Source organism: Shewanella litoralis (assembly GCF_009828585.1).
GTDB lineage: Bacteria > Pseudomonadota > Gammaproteobacteria > Enterobacterales > Shewanellaceae > Shewanella > Shewanella litoralis.
Genome location: NZ_WSRZ01000002.1, coordinates 257,943 through 280,192 on the forward strand (window position 1 = coordinate 257,943; position 22,250 = coordinate 280,192).

20 protein-coding genes and 3 tRNA genes are annotated in these 22,250 nt (G+C 42.6%); 9 read left to right on the forward strand and 14 right to left on the reverse strand.

From position 1 onward, the window contains the following. Positions 1-18 precede the first annotated feature (18 nt). On the reverse strand, positions 19-453 hold the full coding sequence (locus GQA99_RS03155) for a PaaI family thioesterase (protein ID WP_206194564.1): 435 nt from the start codon (positions 451-453) through the stop codon (positions 19-21). A gap of 85 nt (positions 454-538) precedes the next feature. Beyond that, positions 539-2,986 carry an acyl-CoA dehydrogenase FadE gene (gene fadE, locus GQA99_RS03160; protein ID WP_160052409.1) on the reverse strand — a complete coding sequence of 816 codons (2,448 nt, stop codon included), beginning with the start codon at positions 2,984-2,986 and terminating at the stop codon, positions 539-541. 259 nt (positions 2,987-3,245) lie between these two features. Between fadE and GQA99_RS03165 the strand changes: the two genes are divergently transcribed. Next, on the forward strand, positions 3,246-4,025 hold the full coding sequence (locus GQA99_RS03165) for a class II glutamine amidotransferase (RefSeq protein ID WP_160052410.1): 780 nt from the start codon (positions 3,246-3,248) through the stop codon (positions 4,023-4,025). Here the strand turns inward: GQA99_RS03165 and GQA99_RS03170 are convergent. The 3 genes from GQA99_RS03170 to trhA form a co-directional block, all read right to left on the reverse strand. After that, positions 4,011-5,015, reverse strand: a complete 1,005-nt coding sequence (locus GQA99_RS03170) for a DUF3108 domain-containing protein (protein ID WP_229785822.1) — start codon at positions 5,013-5,015, stop codon at positions 4,011-4,013. The genes GQA99_RS03165 and GQA99_RS03170 overlap by 15 nt on opposite strands. A gap of 42 nt (positions 5,016-5,057) precedes the next feature. Beyond that, positions 5,058-5,402 carry an MGMT family protein gene (locus GQA99_RS03175; RefSeq protein ID WP_160052411.1) on the reverse strand — a complete coding sequence of 115 codons (345 nt, stop codon included), beginning with the start codon at positions 5,400-5,402 and terminating at the stop codon, positions 5,058-5,060. Between the two features lie 130 nt (positions 5,403-5,532). After that, positions 5,533-6,216, reverse strand: coding sequence for a PAQR family membrane homeostasis protein TrhA (gene trhA, locus GQA99_RS03180; protein ID WP_160052412.1), 684 nt, complete (start codon positions 6,214-6,216; stop codon positions 5,533-5,535). A 353-nt stretch (positions 6,217-6,569) separates the two neighbouring features. Between trhA and GQA99_RS03185 the strand changes: the two genes are divergently transcribed. Further along, on the forward strand, positions 6,570-7,082 hold the full coding sequence (locus GQA99_RS03185) for a hypothetical protein (RefSeq protein ID WP_160052413.1): 513 nt from the start codon (positions 6,570-6,572) through the stop codon (positions 7,080-7,082). Positions 7,083-7,195: 113 nt separating this feature from the next. Here the strand turns inward: GQA99_RS03185 and rrtA are convergent, their stop codons facing one another. Further along, positions 7,196-7,822, reverse strand: coding sequence for a rhombosortase (gene rrtA / locus GQA99_RS03190; RefSeq protein WP_373291405.1), 627 nt, complete (start codon positions 7,820-7,822; stop codon positions 7,196-7,198). A gap of 416 nt (positions 7,823-8,238) precedes the next feature. Beyond that, a complete protein-coding gene (gene queC, locus GQA99_RS03195; RefSeq protein WP_160052414.1) occupies positions 8,239-8,946 on the reverse strand; it encodes a 7-cyano-7-deazaguanine synthase QueC in 708 nt (235 codons plus the stop codon). Positions 8,947-9,146: 200 nt separating this feature from the next. Between queC and queE the strand changes: the two genes are divergently transcribed. Continuing rightward, complete coding sequence (gene queE / locus GQA99_RS03200; RefSeq protein ID WP_160052415.1) at positions 9,147-9,815, forward strand: 7-carboxy-7-deazaguanine synthase QueE; 669 nt, start codon at positions 9,147-9,149, stop codon at positions 9,813-9,815. An 81-nt stretch (positions 9,816-9,896) separates the two neighbouring features. Here the strand turns inward: queE and GQA99_RS03205 are convergent, their stop codons facing one another. The 4 genes from GQA99_RS03205 to GQA99_RS03220 form a co-directional block, all read right to left on the reverse strand. Continuing rightward, a complete protein-coding gene (locus tag GQA99_RS03205) occupies positions 9,897-10,958 on the reverse strand; it encodes a PLP-dependent cysteine synthase family protein (RefSeq protein WP_160052416.1) in 1,062 nt (353 codons plus the stop codon). Between the two features lie 226 nt (positions 10,959-11,184). After that, positions 11,185-11,269: transfer RNA gene (locus tag GQA99_RS03210), tRNA-Tyr, on the reverse strand. Positions 11,270-11,297: 28 nt separating this feature from the next. Continuing rightward, a tRNA-Tyr gene (locus GQA99_RS03215) sits at positions 11,298-11,382 on the reverse strand. A 96-nt stretch (positions 11,383-11,478) separates the two neighbouring features. Further along, positions 11,479-11,563, reverse strand: a tRNA-Tyr gene (locus GQA99_RS03220). Positions 11,564-11,688: 125 nt separating this feature from the next. Between GQA99_RS03220 and GQA99_RS03225 the strand changes: the two genes are divergently transcribed. The 3 genes from GQA99_RS03225 (at position 11,689) to GQA99_RS03235 (ending at position 15,222) form a co-directional block, all read left to right on the forward strand. After that, complete coding sequence (locus tag GQA99_RS03225; protein WP_160052417.1) at positions 11,689-12,186, forward strand: VC2046/SO_2500 family protein; 498 nt, start codon at positions 11,689-11,691, stop codon at positions 12,184-12,186. A 135-nt stretch (positions 12,187-12,321) separates the two neighbouring features. Then, the gene (locus GQA99_RS03230; protein WP_160052418.1) at positions 12,322-12,612 is read left to right on the forward strand and encodes a DUF406 family protein; all 291 of its coding nucleotides are present in this window, start codon (positions 12,322-12,324) and stop codon (positions 12,610-12,612) included. A 372-nt stretch (positions 12,613-12,984) separates the two neighbouring features. Beyond that, positions 12,985-15,222: a sensor domain-containing phosphodiesterase gene (locus GQA99_RS03235; RefSeq protein ID WP_160052419.1), complete on the forward strand. Its 2,238-nt coding sequence runs from the start codon at positions 12,985-12,987 to the stop codon at positions 15,220-15,222. A 1-nt stretch (position 15,223) separates the two neighbouring features. On the opposite strand, the gene GQA99_RS03240 is transcribed toward GQA99_RS03235, so the two are convergent. Both GQA99_RS03240 and GQA99_RS03245 read right to left on the reverse strand, forming a co-directional pair. Then, positions 15,224-15,706, reverse strand: coding sequence for a YchJ family protein (locus GQA99_RS03240; RefSeq protein WP_160052420.1), 483 nt, complete (start codon positions 15,704-15,706; stop codon positions 15,224-15,226). Further along, positions 15,703-16,305, reverse strand: a complete 603-nt coding sequence (locus GQA99_RS03245; RefSeq protein ID WP_229785823.1) for a YybH family protein — start codon at positions 16,303-16,305, stop codon at positions 15,703-15,705. Before GQA99_RS03245 ends, GQA99_RS03240 begins: the two co-directional genes overlap by 4 nt. 133 nt (positions 16,306-16,438) lie before the next feature. Here GQA99_RS03245 and smrA point away from each other — a divergent pair, with 133 nt between their 5' ends. Next, positions 16,439-17,041, forward strand: coding sequence for a DNA endonuclease SmrA (gene smrA, locus GQA99_RS03250; protein WP_160052421.1), 603 nt, complete (start codon positions 16,439-16,441; stop codon positions 17,039-17,041). 90 nt (positions 17,042-17,131) lie between these two features. Here the strand turns inward: smrA and GQA99_RS03255 are convergent, their stop codons facing one another. After that, positions 17,132-18,982 (reverse strand): M2 family metallopeptidase, encoded by a 1,851-nt coding sequence (locus GQA99_RS03255; protein WP_160052422.1) that lies wholly within the window; start codon positions 18,980-18,982, stop codon positions 17,132-17,134. A 195-nt stretch (positions 18,983-19,177) separates the two neighbouring features. Here GQA99_RS03255 and psrA point away from each other — a divergent pair, with 195 nt between their 5' ends. Then, positions 19,178-19,819, forward strand: a complete 642-nt coding sequence (psrA, locus tag GQA99_RS03260) for a TetR family transcriptional repressor PsrA (protein ID WP_160052423.1) — start codon at positions 19,178-19,180, stop codon at positions 19,817-19,819. Positions 19,820-19,830: 11 nt separating this feature from the next. After that, positions 19,831-22,107 (forward strand): acyl-CoA dehydrogenase, encoded by a 2,277-nt coding sequence (locus tag GQA99_RS03265; protein ID WP_160052424.1) that lies wholly within the window; start codon positions 19,831-19,833, stop codon positions 22,105-22,107. Positions 22,108-22,250 lie beyond the last annotated feature (143 nt).

A 22,250-nucleotide genomic window follows, 5' to 3' on the forward strand; every position in this document is an offset into this window, starting at 1 on the left:
AAATGTGTTAACACATAATTAAGGGCGAATAATCAAACATGTCGCGGTAGCAGTAGCGAGTAACTTACCATCTTCGGTGGTTAAGGTACCTTCTGAAATACCTAATGATTTAGACAAATTCATTAAGTTACCCTTGGCAATTAAACGTTGATTTTTCGGTACTGGACGCACCATTTTAATGTTTAAATCAATGGTTGAGTAACTCACGCCTGCTGGCAATGCCGAATGCACGGCGCACGCGGTGACTGTGTCTAATACTGTTGCCGCAAAGCCGCCGTGTACACCGCCCATGGGATTAAGATGGCGTTCATTTGCAAAGGCTTCAAACATCACGTTGCCTTCATTGACCTCGATGGGCTTCATCGGAATCACTTCGCTAATTGAAGGGGCAGGGATGTCGCCATTTAATATGGCTTGCATTTGTTGTAATCCAGTGAGATTTTTCATCATTATCCTTTACGATTTATGTCATTCACATTTTTTAGCGATAAAAAAAGGCAAAGCGCATGCTTTACCTTTTTTAACATCAGCTTAGTGATTAAGCTGCTTTTTCTTGCTTAGCTTTTGGGGCAAGTTGAGCACGTAATTCTTCAGTGTCAAAATCATCAACGTTAATTGATTTAAGACGACCAATTTCAGCACGTTCTAGTAAAGCGATTTCGCTGTCGCTTAACACACCTAGCGCTTTACCTTCTGCAGCAACTTTATCTAACCACATAAATGGTAGACGTTTACCCGCAGCCTTACAGACTTTGTCATACAGTGGTTCTGCAGCAAGAATATCTTTAAAGGTTTGTTCTTGAATACCCACGGCGTTGAACTCTGATGGGGTCCAGAATTGGCCTTTACCTAAACGATCTCGGCTCGCACATGGCGTTTGCATGATCTTAGCCACTTTGTGATCCAATACATCGCTTGGGCGCTTAATAGGGCGACCGAATGGGAAGATTACCGCACGTAGTGCAATACCTAGACCCATTGGGAAGTTGTTAAGCAAGTCGTCTAATGAATCTTGTAACTTGTATAACGAATCTTCTACAGCCCATTGTACTAAAGGTAAATCTTCGGTTAAACGACCATCGTCTTCATAACGTTTTAGCGTGGCAGAAGTCAGATACAACTGGCTTAATAAATCACCTAAACGTGCAGAAATACGCTCTTTGCGTTTAAGGTTGCCACCTAACGTTGCCATGGCTAAGTCAGACAATAACGCTAAGTTAGCACTGAAACGGTTCATCTGCTGATAGTAGCGCTTGGTTTTATCTGAATAAGGGCTATTCGAGAAATAAGATGAGGTTAAGCCCATCCAGAAGCTACGAATAAAGTTAGACGTTGCAAAACCAATATGACCAAAGATAGCTGAGTCGAAGTTATCTAAACCACGGCTAGCATCAGTATCAAATGCAGATTCCATTTCGGCCAATACATATGGATGACAGCGGATGGCACCTTGTCCATAAATAATCATTGAACGAGTTAGAATGTTTGCGCCTTCAACCGTAATGGCAATAGGCGCCGCTTGATAGCCACGGCCTAAATAGTTATTTGGGCCAAGACACACGCCTTTACCGCCGTGAATGTCCATTGCATCAATGACGCACTTTTGCATTCTGTCAGTTAAGTGGTATTTAACGATGGCAGAAATTACCGATGGTTTTTCACCTAAATCGATAGCTGTCGTGGTTAATGTTGCTACAGCATCCATTAAATAAGCGTTACCGCCAATACGTGCCATTGGCTCTTCGATGCCTTCTAACTTACCGATAGGTAATTTAAATTGACGACGAATACGCGCATAGGCACCTGTTGCTACTGCAGCAGTTTTAACGCCACCGGCAGAGTTTGACGGCAGGGTAATACCACGGCCAACAGATAAACATTCAACCAACATTCTCCAACCCTGGCCGGCCATTTCTGGTCCACCAATGATGAAGCTTAATGGTACAAACACTTCGTTACCGCGTGTTGGTCCATTTTGGAACATACAGTTCAGTGGGAAATGACGACGACCAGTTTCAACACCTGGGATATCGGTAGGAATAAGGGCACAAGTGATGCCTAATTCTTCTTTATCGCCTAGTAGATGCTCTGGATCGCGCAGTTTAAACGCAAGGCCTAATACTGTTGCTACAGGTGCGAGAGTAATGTAACGCTTGTTCCACGTTAGCTTCATACCAAGCACTTCTTCGCCCTGGAATTCACCTTTACATACCACTCCAAAATCTGGAATAGAGCCAGCGTCACTGCCTGCTTCTGGGCTGGTTAGTGCAAAACATGGCACTTCTAAGCCTTTAGCTAAACGGGGTAAATAGTGATCTTGCTGTTCTTTAGTACCATAGTGCTGTAATAGCTCACCAGGGCCTAATGAGTTAGGTACACCGACTGTTGAAGCCAGTTCACTGCTCACGCCAGCCAATTTCTGTAATACACAAGACTGCGCATAAGCTGAGTATTCTAAGCCGCCGTATTTTTTCTTAATGATCATGGCAAAGAAGCCATTGTCTTTAAGGTATTGCCATACGTCTTGTGGCAAGTCACCCAACACATGTGACACCTGGTGTTGATTGAGCATTTTACACACTTCTTCAACAGGGCCGTCTAAGAAAGCCTGTTCGTCTGCGGTTAAGCGCGCTTTAGGGTAATTATGAAGTTTGCTCCAGTTAGGATTACCGGCAAACAAGTCAGCTTCCCACCAGGTGGTACCCGCTTCGATAGCTTCTTTTTCGGTAGAAGACATCTCTGGCATAATGCCGCGATAAACTTTTAACAGTGGACGACTGATAAAATTCTGTCTAAACGATTTGATATTTAGTGGTAGTGCGATAACCAGGAATACTATCCAGGCAATTACACCAATAATGTCCATTGTGCTGCCAACGACTAACACAACTGCCGCAGCAATTGTGGTCGATAATAGCGATACACGAAGGTATGCCATAGCGCCGAGCACAAAGATCATCGCGATGATCCAAAGTAGGGTGGTCACTGTACTTCTCCTTAAAGCTATTTATGTAGACAAGAAATAGCTTATTTATTATTGATCTCATTCACAGGAAATCTTGTGGTCAGACCTGTGTCACATAAAAGTTAACCTGATGTAGCCTTGAATACAAGTGTTTTTCAAACAATTGTTTAAAAATTTGTGTGTTTGAAATGTTCCACTCAATAAGCATAGTAGATACAATACGTTCGACTTATTAAAATCGGTCAAAATGGCTCAGTTTTACAACCATAAAGGCAAGTGAATGTGCGAATTACTGGCGATGAGTGCCAATGTGCCAACAGATATTGTGTTCAGTTTTACAGGCTTAGCCGAACGAGGCGGGGTGACAGGACCGCATGTTGATGGCTGGGGAATAACCTTTTATGAAGGCAAAGGTAATCGTACATTTAAAGATGCTTGCCCGAGCAGCAAATCTCATATTGCCGAGTTAATTAAGTCTTACCCGATTAAAAGCGAAATTGTGGTGAGCCATATTCGTCAGGCTAATCGAGGTTGTGTATCTTTAGTTAACACACACCCGTTTACCCGAGAGTTATGGGGCCGTTATTGGACCTATGCTCATAATGGCCAATTAACGGGGTATGAGAAAAAATTTGCTGGTGTAACACGCTTTCAACCTGTGGGTGACACTGACAGTGAATTGGCATTTTGTTGGATTTTAGAATCGGTCGTTAAGCACTTTGGTGAGCAAGAACCTCAGGATATGCAGCTGGTGTTTGACTATATTGCCACGCTCGCTGATGAAATACGTGCGCTAGGTGTGTTTAATATGCTGCTCAGTAACGGTATCGATTTAATGGCCTATTGCACCAATAATTTGTGCCATATCACCCGCCGTGCTCCGTTTGGTAAGGCCACCCTCATTGATACCGATGTGGTGATTGATTTTAGTCAAGAAACCACGCCAAATGACGTGGTTACTGTGATCGCAACTCGGCCGTTAACCAACAATGAAAATTGGGTTGTCTTAGCCCCAGGGCAATGGAAGCTGTTTCGCAAAGGTGAGTTAGTCCTCAGCTAGCTGTTTGATTTCATCGAGTTCAGATTCACTGATCTCAGCTTGACTGTCACTCTCGCTTGCCTGTGTCTCTAATACTGCAGAGCCATCTGTTAACGGGCCATCAATCACTATCGGTGTCATGGGTGGCAACGGCTTTTCGAAATGGTAGCTGGCAAGTTGAATGTCTAGTTGCTTACTGCCTTTTGAAAAATGGCTCAATCTTACTGGTAAATAAGCTAAATCGGGCGCCATCCAAAAATAGGTTTGGCGCTTTTTCGCTTTCTTCGCTTCGCGAATCACTTCGACTTTAACTGTGTCATAGGTGCCGCTGTTAAGTGTGAGGGTTTCTTTACCTAATACTCTAAATTGATAATCATCCACTTCTTTTTCTTTAACCATTTTATAATCTAATGGTCTGGTATTTGCGGCTAAGTCCATTCTAAATTGCAGTTGCACCATCAATGGGTCGAATATGTTCTCTTCATAGGGCAGCTTTAATGCTTCTTGCTTATAAATGGTGTGAATAAACGCCTGGGCTTTAGCAAATGCCGTTTGTTCAGTGTAATCACTGCCGGTACCTGTGCGTTCATGGGTATAGCGAAAAGGGACCAGTTTACCATTTTCAAGCGTGAACTCGCTTTTAAGGTGACGCTCATCGGATAACATTAATAAGCTGACGTCACTGTCAAACTCATAAACATAATAGCCGCTGTCTGTGGCAGGGAGCCGATAGTTGGCTTCCCCCAACTCGATGCTGCCATAATAGACCGTATATTTTGCGGTATGGGCTGTTAAGGGGGCTAAAATTGCCGCTTGTAGGTCCACGCTCACCTGAGTGGCTGGATTGAGTTGTTCACTTTTTTCGGCAATGGCTAAGGCTTCTTCGGTGCTTAGTTGTGCTGTCGACTCTGCATCAGTGACGAGTTGTGTTTGCTGTTCAGCAGCATGACCATACACCACAGGGCTAAGACAGAACATCATCGTGATTAAGCGAGTTAATTTGTTGATCAATGTATCAGTACCTCACCAGTCAATAAAGTTAATAGCGTCAAATTAAAAAGGCAGTGTCATCACTAGCGTAGCAATATCGGGTTTCCATTGATATTGAGACAACGAAATCTTGCCCGCGTTCACTGTGATGCCTTCTAATCTCAGTAGTTCTTGTTGTGTACGAAATGGCTCAGTGTCTTTTGCAAATGAAATTTTACCTTGGCTGTTAATGACACGATGCCAGGGCAGCAATAAGTGTTCAGGTGCGAGTTTTAGTGCTCTTGATACATATCGAGCTCGACCAGGAAGTCCCGCTAAATCCGCGACTATTCCATAAGGTAACACAGAGCCGTGAGGGATAAGATTAACAATAAACCATATTCGCTCCATAGGCGTCAGTTTTGACATGGGCTTCCATTGGGTTGTACTACGGTGTGTATTAGCAATAGATGATAGAAAAACTGCGGTGAATGTACAACCGCAAATTTTTAAATAATAGTAATGTAACTTAATGGGTTACTGCAGTAGGTTAATCAATTTATAGCACAGTGAGGTAGATACACAAAAAGTGGCTGAACGCGCCGCCTAAGACAAACATATGCCAAATGGCATGATTAAACGGAATACGTTTGCCAACATAAAAGATGACCCCAAGGCTATAAAACAGACCGCCAGCGAGTAATAAACTGATGCCTAGGTCACTCATTTGAGTTTTTAAATCGCCCATAACAGTGACACATAGCCAGCCCATAATTAAATATAGCAGTACACTAAAGACTTTAAAGCGCCCAATAAATAAGGTTTTAAAAATGATGCCGCCCAGGGCAAGTGTCCAAATGGCAATGAGCACTGTTGTTGCTTGCGCGCTTTGAAGGCTTATTAGCATCATAGGGGTATAAGTGCCGGCGATTAACGTATAAATGGCGCAATGATCTGCCATTTTAAAGCGTTTACGCCACACAACACTTTGGCTGGAGTGATATAAGGTTGAAGCTAAAAACAGCACAATGATACTCAAACCGTACACTACCACACCGCTGATTTGTGCAAATGTTAATTCAGCAGGGGCTTTCAATAGCATCAGTACTAAACCCACAACACCTGCCACTACGCCAAACCCATGCGATATGGCATTCGCCCGTTCTTCCTTGTGGCAGTAGTCAGAAATAGATACGGATGTTGCAGATTGATTTGTTGATAAAGTATCAGTTAAAGAGTTCATAATAGCCTGTTTGTAAACCTGGATGGATTTTCAGCAAAGCTAGTCTAGCAGCCTAGATCTTAAATAGCTATATTTAAGAGTACACGTGTAAGCTTAAGTGTTAGGGCTTATTTTTTTATGATTTTATTCAATCAATTAAAATAGTCAGGTTAAACATTATTTATCAAAAAAGCCGTCTTACACGATAAATATAGTGCGCTGAAAGTCGCTAATCACGTTATACTTATTTAATATTTCTTGGCCAATCAGTCACGATGTCTGACATACACTTTTCCTCGCATCAGCGCCCAATTATAGAGCCCGGTAGTCGCGACATTGACCATACTGAGATGCCATGCGCTAAAGGTAACACTATGAATACTGCAATGCCTAAACAAGATGCAGACCAAGAACACATTGACTTTAATCTCGATGTCACCCCTTTTATTCCCCCTGAAAATGACGTTAAAGATGACAAGCAACTGCAACAGCACCAACAGCATGTCGCCGATGGGATTCAACTGCAGTTAACAGGTGCCATAGCAAGTAAAAGCGACAATAATCAGCCATTATTAGATGATGACGACACTGAACCGCACGGTAATCGTATGCAAACAATATTGGCGCGATTAACGGGTAACAACAGTTGGGTTATTGTATTAATGGTGCATGGGTTGGTGATTGCGCTAGCACTGATTTTCGGCAGGGCTGACATTAGTGGTTTAGCCGACATTCCACTTGAGCAAAAGGTCGAAAAACCGCTGCCACCTCTAAAAAGCTATTTAATTACTGAAGCCGAATACAACAAGTTAGTTGAGCGTGCCCAGCAAGCTGAACCCACAGAAGAATCAACAATGGGTGAGGCAAGTGATAAGCAAGCTAAATAACCTGAGATTAGGTTAAATAACGATGATGCCAAACATCGTTATTTATCGCGGTGAGTGTTAATTAGCCCGTAGCGTCAAATACTTGAAAAAGATAACGCTGAAATCTATAGCCCTTAAGACAATTTATTATATTTAAAGCGGTTTGCGACAAAAGACCAGCATAATGCGCACAGTAAACCACAAATAAGACCAATAAGATGGGACTCGGTCGCCACTCTTGCGCCAATCAACTCAGTCACGCTTTCTGTTGCGCCAAAGTATTGCTCGTATGCCACTTTGGCGATAACCCCGACCAGCAACAAATATCCTGAGTAGTAACCTTTGCGAATATCCATCATGGCGCCAAACGCAAATAGGCCATGAAGCATCCCGCTTAGGCCAACATAGGCTTTTAAGCTGGGGTAAAACAGATATAACCCTACACCTTCAAGTAAACACAAGCACACAAAGAGCAACACGAGCTTTTCTGGATGTCGTTTGTAGTGCACTTCATGTAAGAACACAATCACCCAAAAACCAGCCAAATTCATTAATAAATGCCACAGGTTGGTATGCAGCAAATTACCACTAAACAAACGCCATACTTGACCTTGCGCAATATCGTCATAGCGATAACTGAAATAGTGGTCTATTGGAAAAAAAGCGGGGGTCGGGACATCAGCCGCAAACAGCAGGATGCAGATGACACTGATCACCACTAAAAAATGATAAGGTCCAACTGAATGTGATTGTTTGGCCAAAATTACCTCTACATATTATCTGAAAGACGATTGTAAGCATCGGATCATCGATAATGAATTATAGTCATATACCCAAACAACCTGAAAACACTCTATTTCAGCAAGAATTTACACGCGTTTATGCAAGGCATTGATTGCGGGTAATGGTATTCCCTTTCCAAAATCAATAACACAGCATAAACGCGTGTAAAACTTGCCCTTTGGGAGTTTCACCGTGTTCCCACTACGTTGTTGCGCTAATTTATAAGGTACCTACATTACCGCATTAACGCGCCTAGTATTGAAAACACGGTGAAGCTCTGAAACACGGATCTTCAAGTTGATTGGGTATAGATGCGACAAAGGGATGTTGATCATCCCTTCAAAGCAGTAATTGATTTACAACACGTCGATAGATATGCCTTCAATAAGAGGTGTTATGCCATCTTACTATTTAGCGAAGCCATCACTGAATCTTGGTTTTGTAAGTAATCATCAAGACCGCGTTGGCGTAATAGGCATGCAGGGCAGTCGCCACATCCTGTACCAACAATACCGTTATAACAAGTTAAGGTTTGTTGTTGCACTAAGGCTAATTGTTGATATTTATCTGCCAACGCCCAGGTTTCAGCTTTATTGAGCCACATTAACGGCGTAATAATCTTAAGCGGTTTATCCATTCCCAGAGCCAGAGACTGTTGCATCGACTGAATAAACTCATTACGACAATCTGGGTAGCCCGAAAAATCAGTCTCACACACGCCAGTAATAATGGCATTACAGCCTAACTGGTAAGCATAAATACCGGCTAAAGTTAAAAACAAAATGTTGCGGCCTGGCACAAAGGTGTTAGGTAAACCATTGTTCATTAATTCATGCGACACTGGGATTGCATCGCGAGTTAATGCAGATATCGCCAGCTCGTTTAGTAATGTGGTATCCATAACCTTATGACTGGCCAATTTCAACTCAACCGCTAACGCTTTTGCCACATCGATTTCCTGGCGATGACGTTGACCATAATCAAAGGTAATGCCATGAACTTCATCATATTGCGACAAAGCTTGAATTAAGCATGTGGTCGAATCCTGGCCGCCACTAAAAACAACGAGCGCCTTGGTGGTGTGAGGTGTTGTATTTGACATGAATTTACTCTTAACGCGCTGATAAATCGCAATGACCTTTTGTCAGAACGATTCAGAAAACTAAAATGATATTTTACCTAACGTCAGCATAAGTGCAAAGCAAGCGGGGTAAATACTTGCAGCTGGCGTTAAAATCCTCTATAAATGCCGCCCTGTTATTTGTCTGGTGGTATTGCTGGGCGTTGAAAGTAAGGTAAATCATGAAATATCCAGTTAACGAAGTATTTGAAACAATACAAGGTGAGGGCTGCTTTACTGGCGTACCAGCACTTTTTGTTCGTTTACAAGGGTGTCCGGTTGGATGCGCCTGGTGTGATACTAAACAAACCTGGGATGTATTACCTGAAAATAAAGTCACTGCAGAACAAGTCATTCAAGTGGATGGCACTATTGGCCGTTGGGCTGATCATACCGGTACCAGCTTAATTCAAGCTTTTAAAGACAAAGGTTTTACGGCAAAGCATATCGTGCTAACCGGTGGCGAACCTTGTTTATACGATTTAACTGAAATGACCAGTGATTTTATTGCTGCGGGGTATCAAGTTCAAATAGAAACCAGTGGTACTTTTGAGGTTAAATGTCATGACTCGGTTTGGGTGACTGTGTCGCCTAAAGTGAATATGAAAGGTGGTTATAAAGTCCTTGAGCAAGCCTTAGTGCGCGCCAACGAAATTAAACACCCTGTGGCCACTGAAAAACATGTAGATGAATTAGATGCACTGCTTAATGGCATCGATCTAAGCGGTAAAACCATCTGTTTACAGCCCATTAGTCAAAAAGAACGCGCCACAGCATTAGCGATGAAAGTGTGTATTGCTCGTAATTGGCGTTTGTCTATTCAGACCCACAAATATTTGAATATTGATTAAGTTTGTATAATGATTTGATAAAGCAATGCCGTAGATAATCTGCGGCATTGTTGTATTTAACCTTAAACGGGGTTACGAGTTTTAAAGTAACAGCCCGCTGCCATCAAAATCTTGCAGCTTTTGTCGATAATGCTCAAAGCAGCCTATGTTGGTGTCAATCCATTGTGGGTTGTAATAGGTGTCTAAGTAACGCTCTCCTGCATCACAAATCAAGGTCACAATAGACCCCGTTTGACCAGCCTGACGCATTTGAGTGGCTAATAATAGTGCGCCATATAGGTTAGTTCCTGTCGACGCGCCAGTTTTACGGCCAATCAGTTGTTCTAGCCATAAAATAGTGGCAACAGAAGCAGCATCGGGTATTTGCAGCATACTGTCGACAACGCCTGCAATAAATGAAGGTTCAACTCTTGGTCTGCCAATGCCTTCAATTTTACTGTTTTTATCGCTGACAATACTGGCATCGCCATGTATAAAGTAATCAAAAAACACCGAGTTTTCAGGGTCGACAACACACAATTGAGTCGCTTGCTGTTGGTAACGAATATAACGGCCAATGGTGGCGCTGGTGCCGCCAGTACCCGGGCTCATCACAATCCAGCTAGGGATTGGATGTGGCTCTTTTTCCATTTGATTAAAAATAGAATCGGCAATGTTGTTATTACCACGCCAGTCAGTGGCGCGTTCAGCATAAGTAAATTGGTCCAGATAATGACCATTTAACTCTTGTGCTAAACGTTCTGACTCGGCATACATTTGGCTACCATTATCAACAAAGTGGCACTGACCACCATAAAACTCAATTTGTTGGATCTTCTTTTTCGCCGTGGTTTTTGGCATTACCGCAATAAAAGGTAGGCCTAATAAACGGGCAAAATACGCTTCAGAGACTGCCGTACTGCCAGATGATGACTCAATAATCGGCGTGCCCTGTTTAATCCACCCATTACACAGTGCATATAAAAACAATGAGCGGGCTAAACGATGCTTTAAACTGCCGGTTGGGTGAGTGCTTTCATCTTTTAAATAGATGTCTACACCCTCTAGTTGTGGCAAATCTAGCTTAATTAAATGCGTATCGGCAGAACGTTGATAGTCTGCTTCTATTTTAGCGATGGCCTGATTGACCCAAGTAGTTGGCATACGGCAAGCTCTTTATTCCAAAAGGGAACAGATAATAACTAAAATAAAAAGTGAAAAGTAGGCTTTTTGCTAAATAGGGAGTATTGGAAAAGGTAAGGCAAGTAAATCGATCAAGATAGGGAATGGCAGTTAAGTAAACACGATATTGAAAATGGTGTTAATTAGAAGCCGAACAGCAGAAACTGAAATCAATGAGAATAAGAGCAAATAAAGGCAGGATGTAAAATGGTGGAGGGAGAAGGATTCGAACCTTCGAAGGCTGAGCCGTCAGATTTACAGTCTGATCCCTTTGGCCACTCGGGAACCCCTCCACTGCGAAAGAAGATAACAAAGAAAAGATGGTGGAGGGAGAAGGATTCGAACCTTCGAAGGCTGAGCCGTCAGATTTACAGTCTGATCCCTTTGGCCACTCGGGAACCCCTCCACACGATTTCTTTATAACTACTTTCTTTTTACACTTTAACGCTTTTTGCTTTAGTAATAGAAACCACTAAAACGGTACATCAAACAACATCGCAAATGGTGGAGGGAGAAGGATTCGAACCTTCGAAGGCTGAGCCGTCAGATTTACAGTCTGATCCCTTTGGCCACTCGGGAACCCCTCCTCAATTGCGGCCGCCATAGTATTCACAAACCCTTTGTATGTAAAGCCTAAAATTGAAAAAAATTCTAAAGTTTTGATTTATTTGGTCGATAAAATATCAATGCACAAGAGTAGTGATGTTTTTATATGCAAATTGAGTCAACATTAGTCAATGAGTTACAAATAGGCAGCCGATTAAACGGGGCGGTTGAGCATAATCGTCGTGGAGAATTTGGTTTACTATTGGCTATGTTGTCGGCTGATGCTCGTGATATGGCGCAATTTCAGTTTGATAAGGATCTCAATGTCGATCAAAAGTTGCGCAAACAATTTTCACTGCCTGCAGCACAACCTCTAGTTGCCGATGTTTCTAGCGATATACATGTCACCGATAACGCACCGCTGTTTCAGCAGCAAGGCGCTCGTCAATTTCAATTACAACAAGCATTAACGCCAGAAGCCATTGTTATTCGTGGACCGCAGCCCGATGCCATGGTCGAAGTGCTTAGCAACTGTGATGCTGTCACAAAACAAAAAGCAATTAATGCTTACCAGCAGCGAGATCTTATTGAAGATATGCATTTTGTTGATCAGCTCGCAACCCAGCGTAAAATAAGTCAAACCATGGCATTACAATATGCTTAACGTGGCCGTTAAAATATGTACCGCAAACACGCAAATATCACTCACTAATTTGCTATTTGTGAGCTTGGCAAATAAAAGGCACAGATGTTTACGGTAGTATGTTGAACACTATCCCAGTGTTTAAGAGGTCATGACATGATAAAGCAAATTAAACAGCAACAATCCAGTAATGTGAATGACAGTTGTGCCGATTGTGGCAGTTTCGTCGATATTGGTGCTGTAGTAGAGGCTGATGACACGTTATTGCAGTTAAGTTTCAGTGGAGCAGATGCATCAACCAAAGCCAATGCGCTCGAACAAATCGCTTTACAGCGTTTTCCTGAGACCAGAACTGAAATGAGCCAGCAGGGCAATCAATGCCAATTGACAATGAATTTTGCTTTTAGTGTTGAAAAAATGATTTTTCAACTCGAAAACTCACTATAGAGAAGCCATAAATTACAAATAAGTTAACAAGTCGTGGCATGTTTAGTTTACGTTGTCGAACATTAAATCAATAACTTAGCACTTTTATTAACGTGTCACGTTTATCGCAATAAGCACAGATGAAAGGATTGCTGTAACAGGGCAAAAAGTGTAATCTTGCCCATCTAACAAAAAGGTATAGTAGCAAGTACTTGTATACTGCTCATGTGTACTTTATTAAGCGGATATCGCTCCCAAGTTTTACTCATATTGATGACTGGCGTGGTACAGCGCAGTGTTTCACTGCATAGGCTTTACAGCGTAATAATAAAATCATTTTTAAATGATATTCACCAGCAGATTTGAGTTATGTAGCCATGTTTCGGGATGTCAATGAATCGAAATGAACAACAGCACTTATTGGAATTAATTGTAAATTCCAGTGCTAAACAGCAAGGTGATTTTTCAGGAACCTCTGAGTTGGTTTGTCAACTCTTAAGAGAGCAGTTTGACGCCTCTTTTGTGTCTGTGTGGTTGTTAAGCGCAATCAATGACGACAACCAAGAACATAGAGCAACCAACGCCGATGATTTTTATGTGTGTGCCCACAATTTAGTGGCCAGCAACATTGTTGATGCCTTAACCCACAATTCAGCTTTACGCCAAACCTCAACCATTTCCCCAGACTTTTTTACCGAGCTTCGTTTACATCGTTATATATTGTCTAGTGACTCACATCAGCAAAAGCTTATCCAGCAGTTTGCTCAGTATTATGACCATCACAATATTCACACCAGTCTTGATATTGCCATTCGCATTAATGGCCACATTGAAGGTGTATTATCCATTGAGCATTGTCATGCTCATAAATGGTTAAAAGCCGACCTTCAATTTGCGGTGCAATGTGCCGATCAACTGGCACTGACGTTAGCGACGCGATACACCTACGACAGTAACGAAAAAATATATTTACTGCGCAATGCAACAGAGCAATCTGAACATGTGGTGATGTTGGTCAATACCGACAGTAAAATTGTTGAATATGTTAACGGCGCTCATGAAAAAATGACCGGCCTTGCAAGAGAAACTATTGAACACCAGAGTGCATTAAATCTTGATATTTTCCGTAATAACCATCAACTCTTAGATGTCATTGTAAAAAAACTGCATGATAAAGAGATTGTTAAAGGAAATGTCAAACTCAATCGTGTTGACGGTAGCGAGTATTGGCTTAATTATCACATTACGCCTTTTGTTACCGAGTTAGGTAAACATTATGCGCTAGTTTCAAGCTATGACAATTCCAGTGAATATTTGCATAAAGCGGAATTAGAACGCCTTGCCTGGCACTGTAGTTTGACAGGGTTACACAATCGAAGCTTCTTTACCCCACAACTTGAGCATGCAACCGACGGCATACTTATTCTTATCGATTTAATGGGCTTTAAGCGTTTTAACGATACTCATGGGCATGAACAAGGTGATGCATTACTGATTGAGATTGCTCGGCGTTTAAAGCACTTTTCCTTATCAGCGAATGCCATTGATGTCGCCAGAGTCGGCAGCGACGAATACGCCATTTTATTGCCTGCACTTAGCTCAAATACTGACGATCAGCTTGTTGAACGCGAGCAAATGGTTAAGCGCCTTTATTTAAGTATCGCGGCTCCAGCCGTTATTTCGCGTGAAAAAGTCAACCCAAAACCTGCCATAGCAGTAGTTGATATTAAGTCCGTCGCAGGCATGTTTTCACCATTATCTTGTGCTGATATTACCTTACAATACGCTAAGGGTAAGTCAGAGATGCACTATCAGTTTTTTAACGCTGATCTGCTAGATGCATTTACTAGCAATGCCGAAATCGAACGGGATTTACAGCAAGCAATTAAAGGCCGAGAGTTTGAGCTTTATTATCAGCCATTAATGGATTTACAAACCAATCAATATATTGGCGCAGAAGCGTTGATTCGCTGGCATCACCCTAAAAAAGGCGTGCTGTACCCAGGCGCGTTCATCGATATTGCCGAGCAAAGCGGAATGATAAATCCTATCGGTGAGTGGGTATTAGAAACCGCCTGTAAACAGCTTAACTTATGGCAACATAAAAACGTCGATATCGCCATGCACGTCAATGTTGCCGCGAGACAGTTTTTTAGTGGTAATTTGTATGAACAAGTGTGGCGATTAGTCACACGTTATCGCATCAAACCCAAAACCCTGATTTTAGAAATCACTGAAACCGAGCTAATGGGCGATGTTCGTTATGCGATTAATTTATGCCATGAACTAGCAGAATTAGGCGTAGGCCTGGCCATTGATGATTTTGGTACGGGTTACAGTTCCATGAAATATTTGAAACAGTTCCCAATATCTAAGCTCAAAATTGATCGTTCATTTATCATGGATATTTCATCGAGCCGAGAAAGCCGTGAAATTGTCAGTGCGATAATTGCTATGGCGAAAGCCTTGAATATTTCATTAACGGCAGAAGGGGTCGAAACAAAAGAGCAAGAGGAGTTTTTATCCCTAAGCGCCTGTCACCATGCTCAAGGGTATTTATACAGCCCAGCCATTAGGGTGAATGATTTTGCGCAATTTATCGATAAACACAGCACTTGGGTACCCGTGTAAATTAATGCGTTAGCTTGGCGCAACAGTGCTTAAATTTGCGGCCACTGTGGCAAATGCACGGCTCATTGCGTTCAGGCGCGCGCGTACTCATTTGTGTCCCTTCGGTGTAAAGCCATTGCCCCTCAACTAACACAAACGATGATTTTTCGTAGATGGCATCAATGTGTTTATTATCTAAATACCAGGCTTTAAAAGTCACTTCACCATGACAGCCGACCTGTTTGGTGGTCAGTACCTGTAATCCTAACCAATGAGTATTACCTTGCGCTAACTGTGCAACCGTTAAGCCGTGGCGAAAGTCGGGGTGATGTGTCGAGATTAAATAATCAAACTGACCCACAACAAAAGCGCAATAGCGTGAGCGCATCAGTTGTTGTGGGCTCTGGGCTACACTGGTTGCTAAATGCAAGGGTAAACAACATTGCTGATAACTATTTTGACTACCACAAGGGCATAAATCTGTTGGCGTGATATTGATGGTCATTTTTTTGTGCTACTCGGTGCAACCGCAGATTCACTGAATTGACGGCCATAATACAAATTAGGCACTGGTTTAGCATCATAATAAAACTTTGCAGTGGCATGGGTATTGGAGTCGACACTAATGCGCCATTTCCCATTGCTGTCTTTTGCTGACACAGTAACAAATTTACCCGCAAACTCACTTACTGGTTCGCCAGAATCAGCCCCAGGATGAAAGCGCACTAAATAATACCCTATATCGGTTGCGCTATTTTTGTCGCTGTGCCGTACTAATACCCTGAAGTCGACTTCTAAAGTTGCTTGCTTGCGCTTAATTTTGTCGAAAAAGCGCGTGTATAAATTGAGGATGTTCTGCTTACCTAAAATAATGCCTTTGTCTTGGGTTTCTGAAACGTAAACCGCATCTTCGGTATAAATTTGTTCAATGCTGTTGAGGTCTAAATGCTCAAATGCTTGTACTAATTGACTAAAATTATCATTGAGGGCTTTATGAGGAATAGGCTCTGCCGCAACGGCGTTAAGCGTAGAAAGACACAAACACATCGCAAAGGTCACGTAAGCTAAAATTGATGTGTTAAACCGTAACAATATTTTTTTCAATGCATATTCTCTTTTTGATATTCTTTTTTAACAGGAAAGGAAACCCATCTCGCTATACCGTAAGCACAACTATAAATTATCCCGTGATTTTGCCAAAGGGCATAATCTTTACAAAGTATGTAGGAGGTTAACCATGTCTTTTAATGATGATGATTTATTTTTACAAGAAATGGCCGACGTTACCCCCTTAAAACCCGAGCGCCAAAGCATTGCGGCGCAAACATGGCTTAATCCACTAAGTGTAACAGATGCTCAACTTGCAAAGCGAGCTGCAGCACAACAACATGAATTGTTACAGTTATTACCGACCGATCCACAGTTAATACAGCCACTAGAACCAGATGAAATAGTCAGTTATAAAATTGACGGTATTCAAGACGAAGTGTTTAAACAATTAAGGTTGGGTAAATATCCAATAAAAATGGTGCTAGACCTTCATGAATATCGGCTTCATCAGGCGCGCGACAGCATTATTAATTGTCTATTGAGTGCCTATGAGCGTGGGGAGCGCAATGTGTTGATCATTCATGGCAAAGGCTATAAAAGTAAACCTTATCCGGCACTGATGAAATCAGCCGTGTGTCACTGGCTACAACAAATAGAGCCTGTGACGGCTTATCACTCTGCTACACGCAATCAAGGCGGGGTAGGAGCGGTATTTGTGATGCTAAAAAAATCCCAACAAAAGAAGATTGAAAATAGTGAGTTGAATCGAAAAGGTCGCGGCTTTAGATAAAAAAATGGCGCTTTTCAGCGCCATTTTTTGATTTATCTGTGCACCACACTCAAGTATGAGCCGAGTGGGTAATCCAGGTTTATCTGATGATTACCAACCACATTGGCGGTTAGCCTCGTTGTTTTGCTCATCAAGCCACACTTGTAATGGCACAAAGTAATCTAATACTGCTTTTGCGTCCATTCGCTTAGTGCCAGTGACAACATTTAACGCTTCTGGCCAGGGTTGACTTGCACCCATTTCAAGCATCTCATTCAATTTAGCACCAGCGGCTTCGTTACCATAAATACTGCAACGATGAACCGGTCCGGTATCGCCCGCAATATCACATAAAGCTTTATGGAATTGGAACTGCAATACATGGGCTAAAAAGTAACGCGTGTACGGTACGTTGCCCGGTACATGATATTTAGCGCCCGGATCAAAGTCGGCCTCAGTGCGTGCAACAGGGGCTTTAACGCCCTGGTATTTTTCACGTAAATCCCACCAGGCCTGGTTGTACTGTTCGGGCTTAATTGTGCCGTTAAATACCTGCCAACGCCATTGATCAATCATTAAACCAAATGGCATAAATGCAATTTTATCTAACGCTTGTTTTAATAGTAAGCCAATGTCTTTCGAGGCATCAGGCACTGTGTCTAACAAGCCAATTTGTTGTAAATACTTAGGGGTAATCGACAACGCAATCGTATCGCCAATGGCTTCATGGAAGCCATCGTTAGCTGAGTTTTTAAAGATAAATGGCTGATTTTTATAAGCGCGTTGATAAAAATTATGGCCTAACTCGTGGTGAATAACCGTAAAGTCTTCGGCATTTTTCTGAATACACATTTTGATGCGAATGTCGTCCAGATTGTCTAAATCCCAGGCCGATGCATGACACACCACATCACGGTCTTGTGGCTGGACAAACATCGAACGTGTCCAGAAGCTGTCTGGCAAAGCACCAAACCCTAAAGAGGTAAAGAAGCCTTCAGCTTGCTTAACCATTTTGATTTCGTCATAGCCATTTTTGGCCAATAACTCCGTTACATTATAACCTGGGTCTGCATCTTCTGGTGCGACACTGTTATAGATAGTGCCCCATTGTTGTGCCCACATATTACCCAGTAAATGTGCTGGAATAGGGCCGGTTTTAGGTGCAACGTCATCACCGTATTGCTCGTTTAACTCGCCACGAACATAACAGTGCAATGAGTCATATAGCGGTTTGATTTGGGTCCATAAACGGTCAAGTTCTGCTGAAAACTCATCCGGCTTCATGTCGTATTGGCTACGCCATAATTCAGATAAATCAGCATAGCCAAGATCTTTTGCGCCTTCGTTGGCGAGTTCAACTTCGCGTTCAAATAATGGGCGCATCGGCTTAGCTATTTCGCGCCAGCCTTGCCAGGCTTCTAGCAAGACAGCAGGGTCTTTTGACTCGGCCATTAAATTAGACAATTCTGGTTGAGTTAAGCAGCGACCATCAGCAAAGCAATACTTGCCCTTGCCGTACATGCCATTGAGCTCTGAGGCAATACTGGCAAGTTCAGCATTTTTAGCCGGATCTAACGGCGCAGGTAACACTAAGCTACTGCGCAGGCTATTAAGTTTTCTGGCATTCACCGCATCGAGCTCAACATTGGCATATTTGGCGGCTTCAGTGGCATAACGTACCGACGTTGAGGTGACTTTTTCACCCATGGCGGCAGACAATGCTGCGGTATCATCGGTAATAAAGTTGGAGTAAATCCATTCAGCACGATTGGCTTCAACATTTAGGCTTGCTAAGTCGGCTTCGGCTTGATTAATAAATTCAATCGCTGCAGCGCTGTCAATTTTTTGTACTTTTGCAGCAGGTGCGCTAGCCGTTTCCTGGGTGTCATTACAGGCACTAAGGCCTAACGCGAGTGACACAATGAGTGCAATTTGAGACGGTTGTTTTAAAGGGAAGTTCATTCTATTGGCATCCTTGTTTTTATTATCGGCGTCAGTGTACCGAAAAATAGCCAACTTTGCATATAAGTTAATAATCTGGTGCAGTTGTTAAGGATTTTGTGATTGGTTTTTATCTATAACGCAAATAATTTCAATTGACATCTGTGCGCTCAATGATTAATTTAAACGGGTGTTTAAATTAAATTGGGTCATGGAATGGCAAGCCGTACTGATACAAAAACAAGAATACTCGATGCAGCTGAAAAGTTGTTTGCTGAGAGGGGTTTTTCTGAAACTTCGTTACGACTGATCACCAGTAAAGCCGAAGTCAATTTGGCGTCGGTCAATTACCATTTCGGTTCTAAAAAAGAATTAATTCGTGCCGTTTTAGCGCGATACCTTGATGTGTTTATGCCAAGCGCAGCCATTGAGATAAATCGATTACATCATGCGCCTGAGCACGCTTCACTAAACGAGATTTTTTCTGCTTTAATTAAACCGTTACTTGAATTAAATAAAGTGCGTAACGGCGGAACAATCATTTTTTTGCAGTTGCTTGGTCGTGGTTATATTGAAAGCCAGGGGCATTTACGCTGGTTTATTACTACCCATTATGGTGAGCATTTAGCCACATTTGTTAAAGCGGTTGCGGCAAGTGCGCCGCATATACCGCCAGCAGAAATGTTTTGGCGCTTGCATTTTACCCTGGGAACCATTGTGTTTACCATGGCATCAGCCGATGCATTAAATGAGATTGCCGCAGCCGATTATGGTGAACATAACAACACTGAAGCAATTATTCGTAAAGTGATTCCCTACATGGCGGCCGGTGTGGCTGTCCCTGTGTTAACAAACTAAGAAGGTATAAAATGAGTATCGTCATATTGCTACTTATCGCGATCATTGTCCTCTTTGGCGTACGTAATATCCGCATGCAGTTTATTACGCGTCCGGTGTTTTCGTTCTTCAAGAAAGTGTTGCCACCCTTGTCGAGCACCGAGAAAGAAGCCATGGAAGCGGGCGACGTATGGTGGGAAGGTGAATTATTCCGCGGTAAACCTAACTGGAATACCTTACACAGTTACGGTAAGCCAACATTAACCGCAGAAGAACAAGATTTTATCGACAATCAAGTTCAAACAGCGCTCACCATGATTGACGATTTCGATATCGTTCATAACCGTAAAGATTTGCCACCAGAATTGTGGCAATACTTTAAAGACGAAGGCTTCTTTGCGTTAATAATCCCGAAAAAATACGGCGGCCGTGAGTTTTCTGCTTATGCCAACTCAACTATTGTGGCCAAAATTGCCACAAGAAGTGTGAGTGCCGCGGTAACGGTAATGGTACCTAACTCGTTAGGCCCTGGTGAGTTATTGACTCATTATGGTACTCAAGAGCAAAAAGATCATTGGTTACCGTCTCTTGCTGTGGGTAAAGACATTCCATGTTTTGCGTTAACAGGCCCAGAAGCGGGCAGTGATGCTGGCGCAATCCCTGATGTGGGCATTGTGTGTCGTCGTGAGTTTGAAGGCGAAGAAACCTTAGGTTTAAGCTTAACCTGGAACAAGCGTTATATTACGCTTGCACCTGTTGCGACGGTATTAGGTTTAGCGTTCCAAATGCGCGACCCTGATGGTTTATTAGGCGATGTTAAAAACCTAGGCATTACCTGTGCCTTGATCCCAACCGATCATAAAGGCGTAGAAATTGGTCGTCGTCATAATCCATTAATGATGGCATTTATGAACGGTACCACGAGCGGCGAAGATGTCTTTATCCCGTTAGATTGGATTATTGGTGGCCCACAATATGCTGGTAAAGGCTGGCGTATGCTGGTTGAGTGTTTGTCTGCTGGGCGTGGTATTTCATTACCAGCACTTGCAACAGCATCTGGCCACGTGGCCACTAAAACTACCACAGCTTACAGTTATGTTCGTCAACAATTTGGTATGCCAATTGGTAACTTTGAAGGCGTACAAGAAGCTATGGCGCGTATTATTGCCAATACCTATCAACTTGAAGCGGCACGTCGTTTAACCACCCAAGGTATTGATTTAAAAGTGAAGCCTTCAGTTGTGACTGCTATTGCTAAGTATCACATGACTGAACTGGGTCGTGATGTGCTTGAAGATGCAATGGATATCCAATCTGGTAAAGGCATTCAATTAGGCCCTAAAAACTATTTAGGCCATGCATTTATGGCTAACCCAATCTCGATTACGGTTGAGGGTGCAAACATTCTAACCCGTTCATTGATGATTTTTGGTCAAGGTGCAACCCGTTGTCATCCATATGTGTTGGCTGAAATGGAAGCCGCAGGTATGGAAGATGAAACATCGGCATTAGATCGTTTCGATTCGTTACTACTTGGTCACATGGGTTATGCCATCGGTAACGCATTACGCTCATTGGGTAGCGCGTTAACCGGCAGTCGTTTTGCCAGTGCGCCAGTAAGTGGACCCACTCAGCAATATTACCGCGACATGACACGTATTTCGTCATCACTTGCGATTATGACTGACTTATCAATGTTGATCATGGGCGGCGACCTTAAGCGTAAAGAAATGATTTCTGCACGTATGGGCGATGTATTAAGCCAACTGTATCTTGCTTCAGCGACATTGAAATTGTTTGAAGACAACGGCCGTCAACAAGATGATTTGCCTGCAGTGCATTACGCGATGACTGAGCGTTTACACTTAGCGGCTAAAGCACTGGATGATGCGATACGTAACTTCCCAAGTAAAATTGCGGCAGTACTATTACGAGTGTTGATTTTCCCACTGGGTAATCACTTTAACGCACCAAGCGACAAAGTGGCGGTTGAGGTGTGTAAAGGCATGCTTAAACCAGGACCTGCACGTGATCGTATTACCTTCTTGTGTGGTGAGTTCGACGGTGACACCAGCGGCATTGCTGAAGTGGAAAATGCATTCCTCGCCAAATATGCAGCCAAAGATTTGTATAAGAAGCTTAAAAAAGCACAACGCAGTGGTCACTTAAAGTCTAAGTTACCGATGCTTGAGCTATTTGATGTTGCCCTTGATAAAGACATCATTACAGAAGCTGAACACAAACAGCTTGTAGAAGCCGATGTACTTCGCTTAGCAGCAATCAACGTCAATGATTTTGACAAGCTGTAAACGAGAAAACATCGCGTGCTAAACATTAAGCCCCGACTCAGTCGGGGCTTTTTTATTGCCGCTATCCGCAGACTCAGTAAAACGCCGCATTAAAAATGACATGAATAAGTTTATCTCAATCACTGTAGTGAATAAGTGCGACA